The sequence below is a fragment of the Epilithonimonas xixisoli genome (genome assembly GCF_004365655.1).
Lineage (GTDB): Bacteria > Bacteroidota > Bacteroidia > Flavobacteriales > Weeksellaceae > Epilithonimonas > Epilithonimonas xixisoli.
Window position 1 is genome coordinate 760,985 of sequence record NZ_SOEO01000002.1, and the last position, 19,838, is coordinate 780,822.

18 protein-coding genes are annotated in these 19,838 nt (G+C 36.5%); 6 read left to right on the top strand and 12 right to left on the bottom strand.

Annotation, left to right across the window (positions count from 1 at the left end; all coding sequences use genetic code 11):
* Positions 1 to 68: 68 nt before the first annotated feature.
* The 4 genes from secA to B0I22_RS10925 all read right to left on the bottom strand — a co-directional run bounded on the left by secA (position 69) and on the right by B0I22_RS10925 (position 5,507).
* Entirely contained in the window at positions 69 to 3,140 is a 3,072-nt protein-coding gene (gene secA, locus B0I22_RS10910) for a preprotein translocase subunit SecA (protein ID WP_133944745.1), read from the bottom strand.
* Between the two features lie 97 nt (positions 3,141 to 3,237).
* Positions 3,238 to 3,459, bottom strand: a complete 222-nt coding sequence (locus B0I22_RS10915; protein WP_027382805.1) for a DUF2795 domain-containing protein — start codon at positions 3,457 to 3,459, stop codon at positions 3,238 to 3,240.
* A gap of 121 nt (positions 3,460 to 3,580) precedes the next feature.
* Entirely contained in the window at positions 3,581 to 4,609 is a 1,029-nt protein-coding gene (locus B0I22_RS10920) for a GDP-mannose 4,6-dehydratase (RefSeq protein WP_133944746.1), read from the bottom strand.
* A gap of 88 nt (positions 4,610 to 4,697) precedes the next feature.
* Positions 4,698 to 5,507 (bottom strand): T9SS type A sorting domain-containing protein, encoded by an 810-nt coding sequence (locus B0I22_RS10925; RefSeq protein WP_133944748.1) that lies wholly within the window; start codon positions 5,505 to 5,507, stop codon positions 4,698 to 4,700.
* 167 nt (positions 5,508 to 5,674) lie between these two features.
* Between B0I22_RS10925 and B0I22_RS10930 the strand changes: the two genes are divergently transcribed.
* Entirely contained in the window at positions 5,675 to 6,466 is a 792-nt protein-coding gene (locus B0I22_RS10930) for a DUF2797 domain-containing protein (RefSeq protein WP_133944750.1), read from the top strand.
* Positions 6,467 to 6,509: 43 nt separating this feature from the next.
* Complete coding sequence (locus B0I22_RS10935; protein ID WP_133944752.1) at positions 6,510 to 8,519, top strand: hypothetical protein; 2,010 nt, start codon at positions 6,510 to 6,512, stop codon at positions 8,517 to 8,519.
* A 388-nt stretch (positions 8,520 to 8,907) separates the two neighbouring features.
* Here B0I22_RS10935 and B0I22_RS10940 read toward each other — a convergent pair whose 3' ends face one another.
* The 4 genes from B0I22_RS10940 to B0I22_RS10955 form a co-directional block, all read right to left on the bottom strand.
* Positions 8,908 to 9,252: a hypothetical protein gene (locus tag B0I22_RS10940; RefSeq protein ID WP_133944754.1), complete on the bottom strand. Its 345-nt coding sequence runs from the start codon at positions 9,250 to 9,252 to the stop codon at positions 8,908 to 8,910.
* Positions 9,253 to 9,391: 139 nt separating this feature from the next.
* Positions 9,392 to 9,679 carry a hypothetical protein gene (locus tag B0I22_RS10945; protein WP_133944756.1) on the bottom strand — a complete coding sequence of 96 codons (288 nt, stop codon included), beginning with the start codon at positions 9,677 to 9,679 and terminating at the stop codon, positions 9,392 to 9,394.
* A gap of 98 nt (positions 9,680 to 9,777) precedes the next feature.
* Positions 9,778 to 10,392, bottom strand: coding sequence for a hypothetical protein (locus B0I22_RS10950; protein ID WP_133944758.1), 615 nt, complete (start codon positions 10,390 to 10,392; stop codon positions 9,778 to 9,780).
* Positions 10,389 to 10,766, bottom strand: coding sequence for a hypothetical protein (locus tag B0I22_RS10955; protein WP_133944760.1), 378 nt, complete (start codon positions 10,764 to 10,766; stop codon positions 10,389 to 10,391). The genes B0I22_RS10950 and B0I22_RS10955 overlap by 4 nt, the downstream gene beginning before the upstream one ends.
* 126 nt (positions 10,767 to 10,892) lie before the next feature.
* Here B0I22_RS10955 and B0I22_RS10960 point away from each other — a divergent pair, with 126 nt between their 5' ends.
* The 4 genes from B0I22_RS10960 to pth all read left to right on the top strand — a co-directional run bounded on the left by B0I22_RS10960 (position 10,893) and on the right by pth (position 16,426).
* Positions 10,893 to 11,435, top strand: coding sequence for a hypothetical protein (locus tag B0I22_RS10960; protein WP_133944762.1), 543 nt, complete (start codon positions 10,893 to 10,895; stop codon positions 11,433 to 11,435).
* A 145-nt stretch (positions 11,436 to 11,580) separates the two neighbouring features.
* Positions 11,581 to 14,928, top strand: a complete 3,348-nt coding sequence (gene mfd, locus B0I22_RS10965) for a transcription-repair coupling factor (protein WP_133944764.1) — start codon at positions 11,581 to 11,583, stop codon at positions 14,926 to 14,928.
* A 45-nt stretch (positions 14,929 to 14,973) separates the two neighbouring features.
* Positions 14,974 to 15,849: a hypothetical protein gene (locus B0I22_RS10970; RefSeq protein WP_133944765.1), complete on the top strand. Its 876-nt coding sequence runs from the start codon at positions 14,974 to 14,976 to the stop codon at positions 15,847 to 15,849.
* A gap of 13 nt (positions 15,850 to 15,862) precedes the next feature.
* Positions 15,863 to 16,426 carry an aminoacyl-tRNA hydrolase gene (gene pth, locus B0I22_RS10975; protein WP_133944767.1) on the top strand — a complete coding sequence of 188 codons (564 nt, stop codon included), beginning with the start codon at positions 15,863 to 15,865 and terminating at the stop codon, positions 16,424 to 16,426.
* A gap of 1 nt (position 16,427) precedes the next feature.
* Here the strand turns inward: pth and B0I22_RS10980 are convergent, their stop codons facing one another.
* The 4 genes from B0I22_RS10980 to B0I22_RS10995 all read right to left on the bottom strand — a co-directional run bounded on the left by B0I22_RS10980 (position 16,428) and on the right by B0I22_RS10995 (position 19,829).
* Positions 16,428 to 16,829, bottom strand: a complete 402-nt coding sequence (locus tag B0I22_RS10980) for a T9SS type A sorting domain-containing protein (protein ID WP_133944769.1) — start codon at positions 16,827 to 16,829, stop codon at positions 16,428 to 16,430.
* A gap of 178 nt (positions 16,830 to 17,007) precedes the next feature.
* Positions 17,008 to 17,643 (bottom strand): carbonic anhydrase family protein, encoded by a 636-nt coding sequence (locus B0I22_RS10985; RefSeq protein ID WP_133944771.1) that lies wholly within the window; start codon positions 17,641 to 17,643, stop codon positions 17,008 to 17,010.
* Positions 17,644 to 17,715: 72 nt separating this feature from the next.
* Entirely contained in the window at positions 17,716 to 19,311 is a 1,596-nt protein-coding gene (locus tag B0I22_RS10990) for a SulP family inorganic anion transporter (RefSeq protein WP_133944773.1), read from the bottom strand.
* 218 nt (positions 19,312 to 19,529) lie between these two features.
* On the bottom strand, positions 19,530 to 19,829 hold the full coding sequence (locus tag B0I22_RS10995) for a hypothetical protein (protein WP_133944774.1): 300 nt from the start codon (positions 19,827 to 19,829) through the stop codon (positions 19,530 to 19,532).
* Positions 19,830 to 19,838: the final 9 nt, after the last annotated feature.

Genomic DNA, 19,838 nt, shown 5'->3' on the forward strand with positions numbered 1-19,838 from the left:
AATGTTAAAACAAAAAAAGCTGTTGAAATTATCAACAGCTTTTTAATTTTATCTTAAAAATCCTTTATTTATGCAGGAATTTCGCCTTTGTACAGGAATGAAACAATTTCTTTGTTCACTTTTTCTACCATTTCGCTAAACAAGTAGAAAGATTCTTGCTTGTAAATCACCAATGGATCTTTTTGCTCGTAAACTGCACCTTGTGAAGAACGACGTAGATCATCCATCTCTCTCAAGTGCGTTTTCCAGTTTTCATCAATGATAGAAAGCGAAATATTCTTCTCGAAATCAGTAATCAATGATTCACATTTAGTTTCGTAAGCTTGTTGAAGATCCGTAACAATCGTCATTGTTTTAACGCCATCCGTGAAAGGAACTTGGATCATTTTGAACATCGAACCTTGGTTTAGAAACACATTCTCGATGATTGGATATGCTTTTTCTTTCAGAAGGTTCAATCTCAAGTCGTAATCTTCTTTTGCTGCTTTGAAAACTCTATCTGTAAGCGCAGGAATTTGCAAGCTTCCAAATTCTGCCTCCGTCACAGGCGCTTCCATTGTGAAATATTTGATAATCTCGAATTCGAAATCTTTGTAATTTCCTGTTGCTTTAGCTGCGGAAACAATTGCTGCAGAAGTATCATAGATCATATTCACGATGTCATACTTCAAGTGATCTCCGAACAATGCGTTCTTTCTACGTTTGTAGATTACGTCACGCTGTTTGTTCATTACATCATCATATTCCAGCAATCTTTTTCTAACACCAAAGTTGTTTTCTTCAACTTTTTTCTGAGCTCTTTCGATAGACTTGGAAATCATAGAATGCTGAATTACTTCTCCTTCTTTATGACCCATTCTGTCCATCATTTTAGCGATTCTTTCAGAACCGAAAAGACGCATCAAATTATCTTCCAAAGAAACATAGAACTGAGAACTTCCTGGATCTCCTTGACGACCAGCTCTACCTCTCAACTGTCTGTCAACACGACGAGAATCGTGTCTTTCTGTTCCGATGATTGCCAAACCTCCAGCATCTTTTACCTCTGCTTTCAACTTGATATCGGTACCTCTACCAGCCATATTGGTTGCAATGGTTACAACACCCGGTCCACCAGCTCCAGCAACGATTTCTGCTTCTTTCTTGTGAAGTTTCGCATTCAAAACTTGGTGTTGGATTTTTCTTAAGCTTAATGCTTTGGATAATAATTGAGAAATCTCAACTGAAGTTGTACCAACCAAAACAGGTCTTCCCGCCGAGGTCAATCTTTCGATTTCTTCGATTACCGCATTGTATTTTTCACGATTGGTCTTGAAAACCAAATCTTGTCTGTCATCTCTTTGGATTGGTCTGTTGGTAGGAATTACCACAACATCCAGCTTGTAAATCTGCCAGAATTCTCCAGCTTCTGTTTCCGCAGTTCCAGTCATTCCCGCCAGTTTGTTGTACATACGGAAGTAGTTCTGTAAAGTAACCGTTGCAAACGTTTGAGTCGCTGCCTCGATTTTTACATTTTCTTTAGCTTCAATCGCCTGGTGAAGTCCGTCTGAATAACGACGACCGTCCATAATACGACCAGTTTGCTCATCTACGATTTTCACTTCGCCGTCAATTACCACATATTCATCATCTTTTTCGAATAATGTATACGCTTTTAGCAATTGATTCATTGTGTGAATACGCTCGGATTTTACAGAAAAATCTCTGTACAATTCTTCTTTCGCTGCAAATTCTTCTTCTTTGGAAAGATTTTTCTTTTCGATGTCAGCAATTTCTGTCCCGATGTCTGTCAAAACAAAGAATTGAGAATCCTCATTACCAGCAGACATATATTCCACACCTTTATCTGTCAAATCGATTTGATTGTTTTTCTCATCGATTACGAAATAAAGATCTTTATCTACTTTCGGCATATCGCGGTTATTATCCGCCATATATTGACCTTCAACTTTTTGAAGCAATGCACGGTTTCCACTTTCGGATAAGAATTTGATTAATTGTCTGTTTTTCGGAAGACCTCTGTAAGCTTGCAACAATTTGAATCCACCTTCTTTGGTGTTTCCGTTTGCTATTAATTTTTTAGCTTCATTGAAAATTGCAGAAACTGTTTTTTTCTGAACCTCAACAATTCTATCAATAGAAGGTTTCAAAACATCAAATTCCTGTCTGTCTCCCTGAGGAACCGGACCAGAAATAATCAATGGCGTTCTAGCATCATCTACCAAAACAGAATCCACCTCATCCACAATCGCAAAGTTCAATTCTCCCTGAACCAATTCAGTAGGATTGGTCACCATATTATCTCTCAGGTAATCGAACCCAAATTCGTTATTGGTTCCGTAGGTAATGCTTGCTTGGTAAGCTTTTCTTCTTGAGTCTGAGTTTGGCTGATGAAGATCAATACAATCAATCGTCAATCCGTGGAATTGATACAATGGACCCATCCACGCGGAGTCACGTTTTGCCAAATAGTCATTCACCGTTACAACGTGAACGCCTCTTCCCGGCAAAGCATTAAGATAGATTGGCAATGTTCCCACCAAAGTTTTACCTTCACCGGTTGCCATCTCAGAGATTTTCCCTGAGTGCAAAACAACACCACCGATAAATTGCGTGTCGTAATGAACCATATCCCAAACCACAGGCGTTCCTGCCGCATCCCAAGAGTTTTTCCAAACGGCAGTGTCGCCTTCTAGAACCACAAAATCTTTTGTAGCCGCCAATTCGCGATCTCTTTCTGTAGCCGTTACGCGGATTTCTCCGTTTTGCGCCAAACGTCTGGAAGTTTCTTTTACCAATGCAAAAGCTTCTGGAAGGATTTCGCCAAGAACTTTTTCTTCAACATCGTAAGATTCTTTTTTCAGACCTTCGATTTTGGTAAAAAGTGATTCTTTCTCATCAACGTTGGTTGAGTTTTTTATCTGCTCTTTAATTTCGTCTATTTGGGTTGTAAACTTAGCCGTTGCAGATTTTATTTTTTCTTTAAATTCTGCGGTTTTATCTCTCAGCCCGTCATCGGATAATGATTGGATGCCAGATTCAACGGCTTTGATTTTTGTGACAACTTTTTTTACTTCTTTAAGATCTTTTGCATTTTTGTCTCCCAAAAAACTTTTAAGAACGGTATTTAAAAAACTCATAATTTGCTATTTGCGGTTTGCACTTAGCTTTTGGCTAACTGCTTAATTTATTTAAAAAGGAATTTGACATTGAGATTACTCAATGTCAAAAAACGAATTAATATTCGTCTTCGTTCCAGAGGTAATCCTCGTCTGTAGGATAGTCGCTCCAGATTTCGTCTATCGCATCGTAGATTTCTCCTTCGTCCTCGATGGCTTGTAGGTTTTCTACAACTTCCATAGGTGCTCCGGTTCTGATGGCGTAGTCAATCAATTCTGCCTTGGTCATCGGCCAAGGTGCATCGCTAAGATATGATGCTAATTCTAATGTCCAATACATAATTTATAATTTTTGCAAAAGTAAAAAATTAGGTGATACTTTATACATATTTCTACTGATTTTCAACAATATTTAAAAATAAATTCATCTTATTTCCAAAATATCGATTGTCAGAGAATTGTTATTGCCGATTTCCCAAAAACCATTCCACAAATTTTTTTGTGCCATTTTGGAAGTTTGTGGTAGGTTTGTAGCCAATTAATGCTTTTGCTTTCGTGATATCTGCGTTGGTTTTTTGGACATCACCAGGTTGCATTGGCAGTATTTTTTTGATGGCTTTTTTTCCAATTGTATTTTCCAAAGTCGTGACCATTTCGCCTAGCGTAATCACTTCACTTTCCCCAAGATTGATGATTTCATAAACATTGTCATTTGTCTCAAGATATAGGATTGATTTTAAAACGCCATCAATAATATCATCAACAAAAGTATAATCTCTAGCTGTGGAACCATCGCCGTAGAAAGGAATTTCTTGATTTTCGTATATCAATTTTGTGAATTTGTGAATTGCCAAATCTGGTCTTTGCCTTGGTCCATAAACGGTGAAAAACCTCAACAAAATCATATCGATATGATAAAGACTGTGGTAAACGTGACCAATGACTTCGCTACATTTTTTGGTTGCTGCATAAGGCGAAATTGGATTGTCCACATTATCAGTTTCAGCGAAAGGAACTTTTTGATTATTTCCGTAAACACTTGATGATGAAGCGCAAACGAATTTTTTGACACCAAATTCATTGCAAAGTTCCCAAAGATTCTGAGTTCCTCTTATGTTGACTTCTTCATATTCCAAAGGTCGCTCAATAGAAGGACGAACGCCTGCTAAAGCGGCCAAATGAATGACTAAATCAATTTTATGATTTTGAAAAATCTCTTTCAAGCTTTCTTTATCACGAATATCTTGGTAATAAAGCTGATAACTTTCTGATTTGGTTTCAGTTGCTAACTTTTGAATATCCGTTTCTTTATCGGTAAAATTAAATTCAGAATTTGAACCTAAAGATTCTAATGTATTTTTAATTTTAATTTTATAATCGTAGAAATCGTCGAAGTTGTCAATATTAATGACAGAATGTCCATTTTTCAAAAGTTGTTCTACCAAATGAGAACCGATAAATCCACTTCCGCCAGTGATAAGATAAGTCATAACATCAATTGTGTTGCGAAGATAAGAATTAAACAAAAAAAAAGAATCTCTTATTTGGAGATTCTTTTGTTATCGAATGATTAATTGTTTACTTAATAATAAATTTTTTGGACTCAACCACGCCATTTTCTTCAACATTCATAACGTAAGTTCCTTTAGGAAGTTGAGAAACATTGATTTCTTTCTGAGTTCCTCTGCTAATTACCAATTTCGCAGAAGAGTCGTAGATTTTTACATTTTTAGTCTGATTATTTGCAGATGTAATAGAAATGATGCCATTGCTTACAACAGTAGGGTAGATGTTGAATGATTTTTTACTATCGTTGTTAACTGCTAAAGCTTCTTTGGTTCCAACTAATTTTATATCATCAATTCTATATCCAACTGATGAATCCACAGTATTGGTAAAACGGATTCTAAGATTTTCTGTCACAGGGATGTTTCCAGAAGCTGTCACATATTCCCAAACAGATGAATTGGTGCTAACTCTTGCGTAGCTAAGAGCAGTCCAAGATGTTCCATCTGTGCTAACTTCAACTTTTGGGACAAAGCTTGTGTTTGCAACACCATTGTAGTGTCCAAAAGATAGACTCATATCTTTATATTCTGTTGTTTTGATTCCTGAGATTGTCAAAAATTTCTCTGGCGGAGTTGCCGCAGTTGTAGCACCAATGAAAAGACAACCAGCTCCGCTTGCACTAGTGTATCCCGTAGAAGTAAATGTGTTTCTAATGTCAGAATTACCCGTGTAAACTATAGGAGAAGCATTTTGAAAACCTGTGTAAGTAGAGACTGTAGTAGTTGCGGACGGCGATCCAAAATTTTCTGTAAAAATAGTAGTTTGAGCAATTGCGAAATTTGTTAATGCTAACAATAGTAATGAGTAAATATTTTTCATTATAAAATGTTTTTAAATTTCGGCAAAACTATTATTTAAAATCAAATCAAAAATTATCTAAAGTTAATTCCGCAAGAATTGAAGAAAATAAATGGCAAAATAATCTATCGGATAAAAATTAAATTAATAATACTTACTTTTAATCCCAATTTCAAATCCACGACAAAATGCAATTCTCCGGACAAATTCTCAAAATGATTTCCCAAAACGGTCAGCCGATTCAATATTTCCTTAATCTGAAAGGAGATTTGATTAATATGAATCAGCTTTTTGGGAAAGAACTTCACATTAAACACGTCGGTTACGAATGTGTGAACTGCGGTAGCGATGAGAAAATCTACCGAATGGGATTCTGCAAAAAATGCTTTTTCGAAAGTCCGTATGCGAGCGACACGATCATCCGTCCAGAATTGTCAACTGCGCATCTTGGCGTTGGAGAAAGAGATTTGGAAGTTGAGAAACAGATTCAGCTGGTTCCGCACATTGTCTATTTGGCTTACACAGGTGACGTAAAAGTAGGCGTTACCAGAGAAACTCAGATTCCTACAAGATGGATTGATCAAGGTGCAACTTTCGCTTTGCCAATTGCCATCACAGAAAACCGTTACGAAGCCGGAATGATAGAAGTTGAACTCAAAAAACACGTGGCTGACAAAACCAATCCAAAGAAAATGCTTTTGGATGATTATGAAGACAACCTAGATTTAATTGATTTCCGAAATAAAATTGCGGATTATTTCCCCAACGATTTCAAAAAGTTTGCAGTGAGCGATGAGAATATCATCAAACTCGATTTTCCTTACGAGAAACCTGAGAAGATCAATGTTTTTACGTTGGATAAAAAACCAGAATTTAATGGTGTTTTGAAGGGAATCAAAGGACAATATTTGGCTTTTGAAGGTGATGATTTCATCAATGTTCGTGGGCACGAAGGTTATGTGGTGGATCTGACGGTTTAAAGTTGGAACGGTTTTTAGTCATCAATTAATTATAAAAAATTAGATGAAAAAAACTTTAAAAGTTACCGGAATCGTTCTCGGAAGTATTTTGCTTCTCATTTTGATTGTGAACATTGGATTCAGTCTCTGGCTCAAGTATCAGCTTCCGGATTACATCAAAAATAAAACACCGTACGCCATTACCTACAAAACCTTGAATGTCGAGATTCTCAGCGGAAGTATTTCGGCCGACGATATTTTAATTAAATCTAAAAATCCAGATGATAAAAAAGTTTTGGCGATTGATGGATTTGTAAACGGATTGAATGTCAGTAGATTAGGGATCATTGATTTGATTAAAAATAAAAAAATCAACACCAATTCTATCCGATTGACGAATCCAAAACTTAAAGTTAGATTGGCTCAAAAGAAAAGCAAAGATTCTGTAAAAGAACCGATGCCTTTTCTCATTAGAAACATTGATATAACCAAAGGAAACATCGAAGTTATAAATCTAGATGACTCTAAAGTTTTTTCTGCAAAAAATCTAAATCTCGAAATTAAAAACCTTAGCCTGAACGAGAATCCAGACGAATTGCCTTTTGCGCTGGATAGTTACAAAATTACTGCGAAAGATTTTTTCGCCAGAATCAGTGATGTTTACACCATTAATTCTTCCGATGTGAAAACGGACAACGGACAATTGGAAATCAACGATTTTGAACTAAAATCGGTTTTGGATTTTAAAGATTGGGAGAAAAATTTTACCAAACAAAAAAGTCTTTTCAATATCAAAAGCAAGAAAGTTTCTTTCAGCGATTTGGTTTTTGATAATACCAAACTGAATTTGAAAAACGCACAATTTGTTGATCCAGAATTCATTATTCAAAATCGTGATGCGAAAATCATCAAACCAAAAAATCCTAAGAAAAACGGAATTGATTTTAATTTCGCCAACATTGACATCAAAAATGGAACATTATCAATCTTAAAATCAAACCAAGAAAAATCTCTTTCTCTGGCAAAATTTGATGCGAATGTCACTGATTTTGTGATGAATGAAGAAACTTCGAAAAACAAATTGCCTTTCAAATTCAAAGATTATAAAATCGTTGGAAATACATTTTTCTATGATTCTGGAAAGTATTACAATATGACGTTGTCAAGCTTCAAATTGGCTTCGCAATCGATTGATTTAATGAATTTTAAACTGATTCCAAAAATGTCGCGCGCCGAGTTTGTAAGAACAATTCCGATGGAAGATGACCAGTTCAATATCTCAGCAAACCGAATTCTACTTTCCGGCGTTGATTGGACTTTTGAAAAAGAACTCGACCTTCATTTAAAATCTGCAAAGTTGCACAATGTGGATGCAAACATCTTCCGAAGTAAAATTCCGAAAGATAATCCGAAAGAAAAGTTGCTTTATTCCAAATTATTAAGACAAATAAAATTTCCTTTAATTGTTGATAATCTGAATCTTGTGGACTCCAAATTGGTGTACGAAGAAGATAAGCCAGACTCCAACGGACCAGGGAAAGTGTTTTTCACAAACTTCAATATGAGCGTCAAAAATCTTAATTCTAACAAAAAGAAAGGCGCCAATACGAAAGTTCCGATTGTGATCAATTGCAAGTTTATGGGCGTTTCTCCAATGAAAGTGAATTGGAATTTTGACACGGCGAATATGAGAGACAATTTTACAATCGGCGGTTACATCAACAATCTTCCTGCGAATGACATCAATCCGTTCATCAAACCTTATATGAACATCACTGCGACTGGAACAATTACAAGTCTCAATTATGATTTCAAAGGGAATAATGATGTAATGAATGGAAAATTTCGAATCACTCACAAAGATTTGAAAGTCAATCTTTTGGACAAAGACACCAAGAAAAAGAAGAAATTCTTGTCTGGCGTCGCTAATCTTTTGGTGAAAAAAGATTCTCAGAAATTCCCGGAATCTGTGGACATTTATGTGGAAAGAAATAAAGAACGGTCATTCTTCAATTTCTATTGGAAAGGCATAGAAGATGGTTTGAAAAAGTCGCTTCTCGTTATTAAAATTTAAAAAAAGTATTAATTCCTACTATTAAAAAGCGACAAAAAAACTCCACTTCTACGGAGCGGAAATCGATTGTTTTTAGATTGACTACAAACATATTGCTCCTATGGAGCATTTGAATATTGCAATTTAAAGCAGAATTGGTATAATTCCCAAAGTTATCTGTGAATTCTGTGAAAAAAGTTCCGAAAATTAAATGTTTGTAGAAGACTTCCTGCCAAAAACACACTCTTGAAATATAAAAAATTGAAATCAAATCTGTTGACTATGTTTTTTAATCAAATTCATATTAAAAAAAGCTCCATAGGAGCAAAATGTTTGTAGAAGACAAATCCACACAAAAAAAGAACTCCGTAGGAGTTCAATATTTTGAATGATGTAAAAAAAATTATTTTTAAAAGTCAAATTCTTCTTTTGCTTCTACTTCTGGGATTCTTTTCAAAAACTTATCGAATTCCGGACCTTCATAATTGCTATTGGCACCGTAAGAATCAATAATCATTGCAATATTTTCGTAGTTGTCTTTGACAAGGTAAAGCGCAATATTATCTGCTGGGTCACTTGCGCCTTCAAATCTGTAAGTTCTTATGATTTTCAAATCTTCTGGTTGGTATGACTTTTCTGTACCGCTGATTACAAAACGTTTATCATCGGTCATTCGTATTTCGTTTGTGATTCCTTTTTGTCTCAGCTTTTCCATCACTTCTGATAGTGTCAGCATTGGTTTCGGATTATTCATAACAGTATTTTTTAGATTGGTTACGTTTTGATAATCAAATCGTGAACCAAAAAAGACTCTACAAAATTTGCAAAGTCTTAAAAAAATAAAAGTTATGAAAAATTAAATTATCCTTTTCTTTAAAAAAGATTGAGATAAATTACTTGTTAGCCTTGTAGCGCTTGTCTGGCGTTCCGTCCTTTTTCAAGGTTTTTGAGGCTTTGTATCGTTTGTCCGGTGTTCCGTCTTTTTTCAATTTTACGGCTGTTGGCGTCGCTTTTTTCTCTGCTTTTGCTTCTGCCTTTTTTGTTTTTTGTTTTTGAGCTTTTGCGACTGTAGATGCGTTCAAAGCAGTTGTAGAAGCTGAGGTTGCAACAGTGGAAGCGACTTGTGCAGATGCGAATCCTACTCCGAAAGTAAGCATCAATGCGGTGAATAGATTTTTCATTTTGATTGGGTTTTTGTTTGACAAATGTATATTAATAATTGATTTTAAAAATAAGAATAAAAAACTTTAACCAGAAATTATAACAACTTAAAAACGCCTTAAAAATTAAAACGATAAGCTAAACTAAAGTTGAGAAGCAATGCCTTGGAGTAATATTTTTCGATATCCGGATTTTGGTTTCCGATTTTGGCATTGTAAAAATTGAGTTTTGTTCCGAAAACCACTTGCTGAAAACCCTCATTGTCAATTGTATAAATTGCCTTCGCTCCAAAATGTAGCCCACCATTTCCTTCATTGAATTTCCCAGAATTGTCCAAGTAAGGACTTTTCATCCGATAAGTGCTGTAACCAACCATTTCCTCGACGAAAAATTCTTCCGAGATTTTGTCTTTATGGAAAACGTACCAATCAAAATTATTCATCGATGGTGCGCCGAGATAGCCGAAAGTGTCGCGGTCTTTGATGCTGGCGAGGAAATAAGTGTATTCTACACCCAATCCGAAATTCTTGTAAAGATTGGTGTTTAATCCAACGCCAAATCCGTAAAAGTAGCCAAATGCATTGCTTAGAAAATTGTTGCCAAGCGATGTCATCACTTTCACGTGCGGGTCTGCGGAGAATGTCACTTTTTCTGTCCAGCTTTGTTTTCTTCGTTGTGCAGAAACAGAAATGGAAAATATGATAATGAAAAAAAGAATAGATTTTTTTATCATTTCAAAGTAATATCATTAAAAATAACATAAGTCATTCCATCTGGAATCTCGATGCTCAAGGAATCTGCGGAGATTTTGCAACCAACGGTTTCTGTAGAAAAAGATTTGATTTTGAAATTTTTCAGTTGCAGTTTGTAAGCCCCTTTGTTGTATGGTCCGGCCAAGACAAAACTTCCACTCTCTTTGGGGTAGCTTTCTGCAATTATTTTTTTATCAACGGTGAGATGGATTGGATTTTCCAGAAATTTCCCATCGGAATAAGTGAATTTTCCTTCCACATAAGCGCGGAAAACATTGGCCTCATCATCTTTGCATTGTACAAAAACAAGTGATGAAATCAGAAAAAGGGATAATATTTTGAAAAATAATTTCAAATGTTCATAGTTTTGGAATTGTAAAAATAACGATATTTTGATGGTTTTTATTTTCAAGATTCGTTTTGAGATAAAAATATAATTTTTTCGTAGTTTCAGAGTTCATATTTTAAATCATCAATCCAAATGAAAAAACTAATTTCCACATTGTTCCTAATGTCTTGTTCGTTCGTATTCGCCCAAGAGATTTTCCCGCCAATTGTCCCACCAAAAATAACTTACAGAAATCTGAATTCTAAAAAAGAAGCGTTGGTAGAGAAGAAAATATTTCCAATGGGCGATTTCAAAGATTTGAATTTCCAAAAAATCATTCTCAAAAATCTATCGGATAACTCCAGCGTTGCGGTTTTTGCAATAATGACACAGTTCGAAACTTTCGATAATATTTCCAAAAGAACCATCACTTTTGAGAAAGATGAACTGGCGAAGTTGATTCAATCTTTGCAGACAATGGAACAAAATTCCAGTACCAATCCGGAGCAATCCACCAAATTCAAATACACAACGAAAGACGGAATCGAGATAGGAAGCGTTTACAATTCATCTCAAAAACTGTGGGAAAATTACATCAATATGTCGTCTGTGATTTCGATGAGCATTATCACATTCAATACAAAAGAGTTGAAAGAACTTGTTCAACTTTTGAAAAAAGCGGAGAAAAGTTTGTAGCAATCTCAGTTTCAGATAAAATTCAAAAAAGACTATCTTTGTAACCAATAACGATTCCGAAATATTTCTCGGAATCGCTTTTTGCGTTTGTATCAAATTTAAAAAAGTCTTTCTCCTTTTGGAGAGAGATTTAGAGAGAGGAAAAATGGAATTAAAAAAAATCAATCAAAATCTTTTGCCGGACTTGCTTCAGAAACAATTCGGGAGTGAGATTTTTTCACAAATATCAACGCATCAGCACATTTCTGTCAAAGGAAGTGCAGGTTCTGCGGTTTCAATTTTGACGTCGGAACTTTTTTTGACTCGGAACAAAATAATTCTTTATTTGCTTGATGACAAGGAAGATGCACTTTATGTAAATGCAGAAATGGAAGATTTGATAGGAAAAGAAAACGTGCTTTATTTTCCTGCAACTCATTTGGAACCTTATCAAGTTGAGAAAACGCAGAATGCGAATTTGGTTTTAAGAACTGAAGTTATTAATAAACTGAATTCGGGGAAATCGCCAAAAGTGATTGTAGCTTTCGTTGGCGCATTGTCGGAAAAAGTTTTGAAGAAAGAAGATTTTTCGGCGATTTCTCATCACATCAAAGTCGGTGACCAATTGGATTTTGATTTTGTGGATGAGTTGCTGAACCATTATCAATTCAATCAAACGGATTTTGTTTCCGAGCCTGGAGAATTCTCTGTCCGAGGTGGAATTGTGGATGTTTTTTCTTTTTCTAATGAGAAGCCTTATCGCATCACATTTTTCGGAAATGAGGTGGAAAGCATCAAAACTTTTGATATAGAATCTCAACTTTCGATTGATAAAATCACGGATTTTCAGCTGGTTTCCAATATGAATTTTTCGGTTTCGGGAAGCAAGGTTTCGTTTCTTGATATTTTGCCAGATGACAGTTTTCTGGTTTCGAAGAATCTTTTTGTTTCCAATAAAAGAATCAGAGATTTCTACGAAAAATCATTAGAAAAATTCGAGACTCTAAGCAAAGACATCAAGCACAGAACGCCTCAGGAATTATTCATATCAGAACCTGAATTTCAGAATAAATTAATCAAATTCAAAACCATTGATTTCAGTTCGCAGGTTTTCAATTTGCCTAAAATCAAAACTTTAGAACTCAGCCAAACGCAACAGCCGAGCTTTCATAAGAATTTTGAAATGTTGATTCAGGATTTGGAAGAAAAGCAAAATCAGGGTTTTGATACTTGGATTTCTTTTTCATCGGAAAAGCAAAAGGAAAGATTAGAATCGATTTTTGAAGAACTGGAACACGAGATTCCGTTCAAAAGTTTCAAATCGGAACTTCACGAAGGTTTTGTAGATTCTGAAAACAAAATTTTGGTTTATACAGACCACCAGATTTTTGACAGATACCAAAGATACAAATCCAAAGACACTTTTGCCAAGTCGGAGCAACTGACACTCAAAGATTTAATGTCTTTGAAAGTGGGCGATTACATTGCGCATATCGACCACGGAATCGGGAAATTTATGGGATTGGTGAAGGTGAATAACGATGGGAAAATCCAGGAATGTTTCAAACTGAGTTATAAAAATGGAGATTTACTTTATGTAAGTATTCATTCCCTTCATAAGATTTCAAAATATAACGGACCAGACGGAAAAGAAATCGTCCTCAGCAAACTCGGTTCACCCGCTTGGAAGTCACTGAAACAGAAGACAAAAGCTAGAGTTAAGCAGATTGCATTTGATTTGATTAAATTATATGCTCAGAGAAAAACGGCGAAAGGATTTCAATATTCGCCGGATTCTTATCTTCAAAATGAGTTGGAAGCGAGTTTCCTTTACGAAGATACTCCCGACCAGGAAAAAGCGACTTTGGACGTGAAAAAAGATATGGAAGATGAAGGCGTGATGGACCGATTAATTTGTGGCGATGTTGGATTTGGGAAGACAGAAGTGGCGATTCGTGCGGCGTTCAAAGCGGCGACGGACAGCAAACAGGTGGCGATTTTGGTTCCGACGACGATTCTCGCTTTCCAGCATTACAGAAGTTTCAAAGAACGATTGAAGGATTTCCCAGTTAATATTTCTTATTTGAATCGATTCCGAACTGCGAAACAAAAATCTGAAACTTTGGCAGGTTTGAAAGATGGGAAACTCGACATCGTGATTGGAACACACCAATTGGTTTCGGATAAAGTGAAATTCAAAAATCTTGGATTGTTGATTATCGATGAGGAACACAAATTCGGCGTTTCGGTAAAAGATAAATTAAAGACGATGAAAACCAATGTCGATACATTGACATTGACAGCAACACCAATTCCGAGAACTTTGCAATTCTCTTTGATGGCAGCGCGAGATTTATCCGTGATTAAAACGCCTCCGCCAAACCGTCAGCCTGTTGAGACGAGCATTGTTGGCTTTAATGAAGAGATTTTGCGTGATGCGATTTCATACGAATTGCAAAGAGACGGACAGGTTTATTTCATCAATAACAGAATCGAAAATCTGAAAGATATTGCAGGCTTGATCCAAAGATTGGTTCCTGATGCAAGAGTGATTACAGGTCACGGACAAATGGACGGGAAACAAATGGAACAAAATATCCTTGATTTTATGGAAGGGAAATATGATGTTCTGGTCGCAACAACAATCGTAGAAAGTGGCGTGGACGTTCCAAATGCGAATACGATTTTTATTAATGATGCTCATAGATTTGGAATGGCAGATTTACATCAGATGCGTGGTAGAGTTGGGCGAAGCAACAGAAAAGCGTTTTGTTATCTCATCACGCCTCCGTTTGATATGATGACTTCTGACGCGAGAAAACGTTTGGAAGCGATTGAACAATTCTCGGATTTAGGAAGTGGTTTCCAGATTGCGATGAAGGATTTGGAAATCCGTGGAGCTGGAGATTTGTTGGGTGGAGAGCAGAGTGGATTTATCAACGAAATGGGATTTGAAACTTATCAGAAAATGATGCAGGAAGCTTTGGAAGAATTGAAAGACGATGAGAATTTTGAAAATCTTTTCGAAAATGAAGAAGATAGAAATAAGCTCATCAAATCCACAAAAGAAGTCAACATCGACACCGATTTGGAATTGATGTTGCCCGATGATTACGTGAGTTCAACTGAAGAGCGTTTGTCACTTTATCAAAAATTGGCGGATATTCAGAATGCAATTGACCTTTCGAAATTTGAAAATGAGTTGAAAGACCGATTTGGAGATTTGCCAAGTGAGGCGATTAATCTTTTGAAATCTGTAGAATTGAAGTGGCTGGCGGCGGAAATTGGATTTGATAAACTGGTAGTGAAGAACAAAGTTTTCCTCGGCTATTTCCCTGCGAATCCGCAGGATAAATTTTACCAAAGCGAGAAATTCAAAAAAATAATTGCCTACCTCACACAAAATCCAAAGCAAGCGACGTTAAAAGAAAAGAACAACCAGCTGATGATGAGAAAGGATAATGTGAAAAATGTGGATGAGGTGAATCTGGTTTTGAATAGGATTTTGGCTTAAAAGATTTATTTTAAAAAACTAACTTTGCAAACAGAAAATCAAACAATGAAAAATATATTTTATTATCTCACACTTGTCTTCGGATTTCTAATGCTGTCGGCCTGTGTTCCCAGCCAGGATGATAGTGGCGACTTACTGAAAGGTGTGGAATATGGAACCAATACAAATGACGGCGGGACGAATGCTGTCATCAAGAATATTAACAAAGTCACGACCGTTGATATGGACGGTGAAAAAGTCGTTGCAACCTATGTTTACACCAACAAAAGGATTACAAGCGTTACTTCGGACGATAATTCTTTTAAATATACAATTTCGTACAGCGGGAATGACGTCAGCAAAGTTGATTATGAAGCAGTGGACTTCAGTGGTGAGAAAACCTTAAACAGTCAGGATTTGACTTATGACTCAGCAAAGAAGCTCGTATCTTCCACAGGAACCAACAAAGTGAACGGCGCTTTGGTTTATAACTCGACAACCACTTACAATTACAATGGGGATAAGATCAAAAACATCATTACCAAAGTAAAAGACGAAAGCAATACCACGGAATTGTTTACCATCCAAACAGATTACACATTCAATAACGCCAATGTTTCTGGGATGAAATTCTCCATCAAATTAGCGCCAGGTGGGCCAATTACGATGACTCCGATTGAGATTTTGACGGCATTCAGCAATTTTGATAATAAGAAAAACCCTCTTAATACTTTGCCAATGGCTTTCAAGCTGGTAAGTTCTCATTTTGATTTGGAAAACAATTTGGTTTCCGGATTTTCTGCCAACAATGCCAGAACAATGAAGGTGACGACCAATGCAGAATCTATCACGGCAACACTCAATTATCTCTATGATGCAGATGGTTATCCAACACTCGGAACTTCTGCAAACGGAACAGTTGCTTTTGAATACGTAAAATAATTTTTTTTTCAGAATGAAATATCTTATCGTCGGAATCGGGAACAAAGGGGAAGAATATGCAGAAACGCGACACAATATTGGTTTCAAAGTAGCTGAGAAAATTGCCGAGAAGATAGAAGCGCCTTTCAAATCTTCCAACTTTGGACTGTTGGCAGAAGGAAAATATAAAGGCAGAAAAGTCTTCGTCCTGAAACCAGATACTTATGTCAATCTCTCTGGAAACGCAGTAAAATTCTGGATGCAGAAAGAGAATATTCCTCTGGAAAATATCTTGATTATTACGGATGATCTGGCTTTGCCATTCGGTTCTTTGAGAATGAAGATGAAAGGTTCGGATGCGGGACACAACGGTTTGAAAAGCATCCAATCACAACTCAACACTCAGAATTATCCAAGACTGAGATTTGGAATCTCTGCGGAATTTTCTGAAGGTAAACAAGCCGATTATGTTCTCGGAAAATGGAATGAGGAGGAAAAAGAAAAACTCTCCGAAAGAATCGAAAAGTTTTCCAATGCTAGTTTATCTTTCGTTTTTGCAGGCATTCAAAATACAATGACTGCGTTCAACGGGAAGTAAATTATTTCTTTATAAATTTAGCCGAAGTCGAAGTACCATCTTCGAAATCAACTTTCACAATATAATTTCCTGCTTTCAGTTTTTTCTCATTGAGAAGTGCTTTGGAGGATGTTTGTATTAATGTTCCATCTTCTGAATAAACAGAAGCAGTCTTCAGTTTTTTGTTTTCGTAAGTTACAACCACTTCTTTTTCAGAAATAGAATTGTTTATAGTATCAGAACTATTGCTTGTAACTTTTGAATGTGGGATGAAAGGTTTCGTTTCTAACAAATCCCCGTGACCATAAGAAAGCACATTGCTAGAAAGAGCTAAATCTGCGGACGTATATTTAGGTTCAGAGGTCAGACTTTGACCGAACGCCATGGTAGATGCGCCCAGTAGAAAAATTATTTTTTTCATCATTGTTTGTTTGTGCAAAAATACTCAATCAAATTTGATTCCAAAAACATATTGCTGTGGTATGCATAATTGTTTTTTGTTCGATTAAATCAGCACTTTTTTCATCAAAAAAATAAGTAAGCCGGATAAAATAAATTACCCGGCCTACAAACCTAATTAATTGTATGAAAAAAAATGTTTTCTATATCCAGCTTACGACGCCTGTTTCAACGTCATAATTTGCACCCACGATTTTGATTTTGCCATCCTCTTCCATTTTTCTCAAAGTAGAACTTTGTTTGCGGATTTCTTCTATCGCGTGTTTTACGTTATGGTGATTCAGTCTTTCCAAAAGATCTTCGTTTTTGGAAGAGCGCTCTTCACCATCGTTGATGATGTTTTTGATGATGGGATCAAAATGCCCGATCAAATGATTCAAGTTATCCATTCCCATACCTTCGATTGCAGCGGCGTCCAAACCTCCTTTCAAGGCGCCACATTTTGTGTGACCTAGTACAACTACCAGTTTGGAACCTGCTACATTACAGCCAAATTCCATAGATCCAAGAATGTCCTGATTCACAAAATTTCCTGCAATTCTTACACTGAAAATATCTCCTAAACCTTGATCGAAAATTAATTCCGCAGAAGTACGGCTGTCGATACAGCTTAGAACCACAGCAAACGGCCATTGTCCTGCGCGCGTATCATTCACCTGAGCCAATAGGTCTCTGTTGGCTTTTAGGTTGTTTACAAATCTTGCGTTTCCTTCTTGTAAGATTTCTAATGCTTTCTCCGGTGTAATTGTAGATTGTGTTTCGGAAGTATGTGCTTTCATATTTTTGATTTAATATTATTAATGATAATTATGATTCCAAAATTACTTTAGAATTTGATTTTTGTTTAAATTTTACATTGCTCTTCTGTGATTGATTACCACGTGCGAGTCTTCATCTGTTGCGTAATCTTTGTATGATGTTTTGAAGCCTATCAATTCTACTTCAATATCTTCTTCTTTTGCCCTTACATTTGCAAAATCCTGAATCATCTCCAAAACATCCGTTGTGATGTAAGAAGTCGTTTGTGCATCTATGATTACTTTAGAACCAGATTTTACATTTTTCAATGTTTTTTTGATGGCTGCTTTATTTAAGAAAGAAACTTCCTCTGCAAGTTTGATGGTGATCTCGTCCGCATCGTCCAGCGTTTCTCTGCTCAGGTAGTAAGCACGCTTCATATTTCCTTGCAAAATGTAGAAGATGGAAATGACTAAACCAATTCCCACACCTTTTAATAAATCTGTCCCAACTACCGCTACAACAGTTGCTACGAAAGGGATAAATTGATATTTACCATTGTGCCAGAAATGTTTGAAAGTCGCAGGCTTAGCCAATTTATAACCCACCAAAATCAAAACTGCTGCAAGCGTTGCAAGCGGAATAAGATTCAAAATAACTGGAATAGACAGTACACAAATCAATAGCAAAATACCGTGGATGATAGCGGATAACTTGGAAGTAGCTCCTGCGCTTGCATTGGCAGAACTTCTTACCACAACCGAAGTCATTGGCAATCCACCGATGAAAGAACTGATGAGGTTTCCAATTCCCTGTGCTTTCAGCTCCAGATTAGTATCTGTAATTCTTCTTCTAACATCCAGTCTGTCCGATGCCTCGATACAAAGCAAAGTTTCGATAGAGGCCACGATGGCAATGGTTGCACCCACGATCCAGACTTTAGGATTCGTAAATCCATTGAAGTCGGGAAAAGTAATTAGATTTTTGAAATCCTCTAATGATGTCGGCGTTGGCAAAGTCACAAGATGCTCTTTGGAAATAGCCAAAGAACTACCAGACATTTTAAAGAACTCATTCAAAAGAATTCCTGCGATTACAGCTACCAAAGCGCCAGGCAAAAGCTTCAGTCTTTTAAGCACCGAAATATGATCCCAAGCCAGCAAAATACCTACAGACACCAATGTCACAACAATTGCTCCCGGATGTATTGCACCAAATAACTCGGAGAAATAACCGAAGTTAAGACCTTTGTCAAAAATAGCCTGATTGCCTTCGTAATCTTTATCAAAACCTAATGCGTGCGGGATTTGTTTCAGAATAATAATGATTCCGATACCGGCAAGCATTCCTTCGATCACATTGTTTGGAAAATAATTAGAAATACTTCCTGCGCGTATGAATCCTAGAATGAGCTGTAGAATTCCTGCAATGATTCCTGCGCAAAGGAACAGTTCAAATGCGCCAAGATCTGTAATGGCTACCAAAACAATAGCGGTAAGTCCCGCTGCCGGACCAGAGACAGAAATGTTGGAATTACTGATAAGTCCTACAACGATACCACCCACAATTCCTGCAATAACACCGGACAATGGTGGTGCTCCAGACGCTAAGGCAATACCAAGACAAAGAGGCAACGCCACAAGGAATACGACTAGACCGGAAGGAAAATTTTCCTTGATTCCTCCAAACAAAGATGTTGATTTTTTCATAAGAGATTAAAATAAATTTACTCACCGACTCGATATGCTCATTTCTGAACATACTTTCACAGGCAAATGTCAGTCGTAAACGTGCCGAGACACCACAACTGTAACTGATACACGGTATCAATTTTCTTTAAAAAGTATTGAATTTATACAGAATATAGCCTGCTGTAATTATTATACAACAAACAGAAACATCGTTTTACAGAAAAAACGAGATTAGCTTAAGCCTCAGGAGGCGGAGAAAATATACTGAGATGGGGAGAATAATAAGCGTTGGTTTCCCAAATGATGGCTATTTTATTCTGAGGAACAACTTCACAGAATTTCAGAAAATCGTGAATGTCCAAGGTTTTAGGAATGGTTTTCTCGTAGAGAGTAAAAGTATTGTTGGAGTGTGGCTCTTCTTCACTCATTACAACATTGGTTCTGGAGGACAAATCCCAACCAAATACCACGGCTACTCCTGGGAGCGCCGTAAAATTGAAAAAGATCAGTAAAGTTATAATACTCCAGTACTTCATAAAATCAAT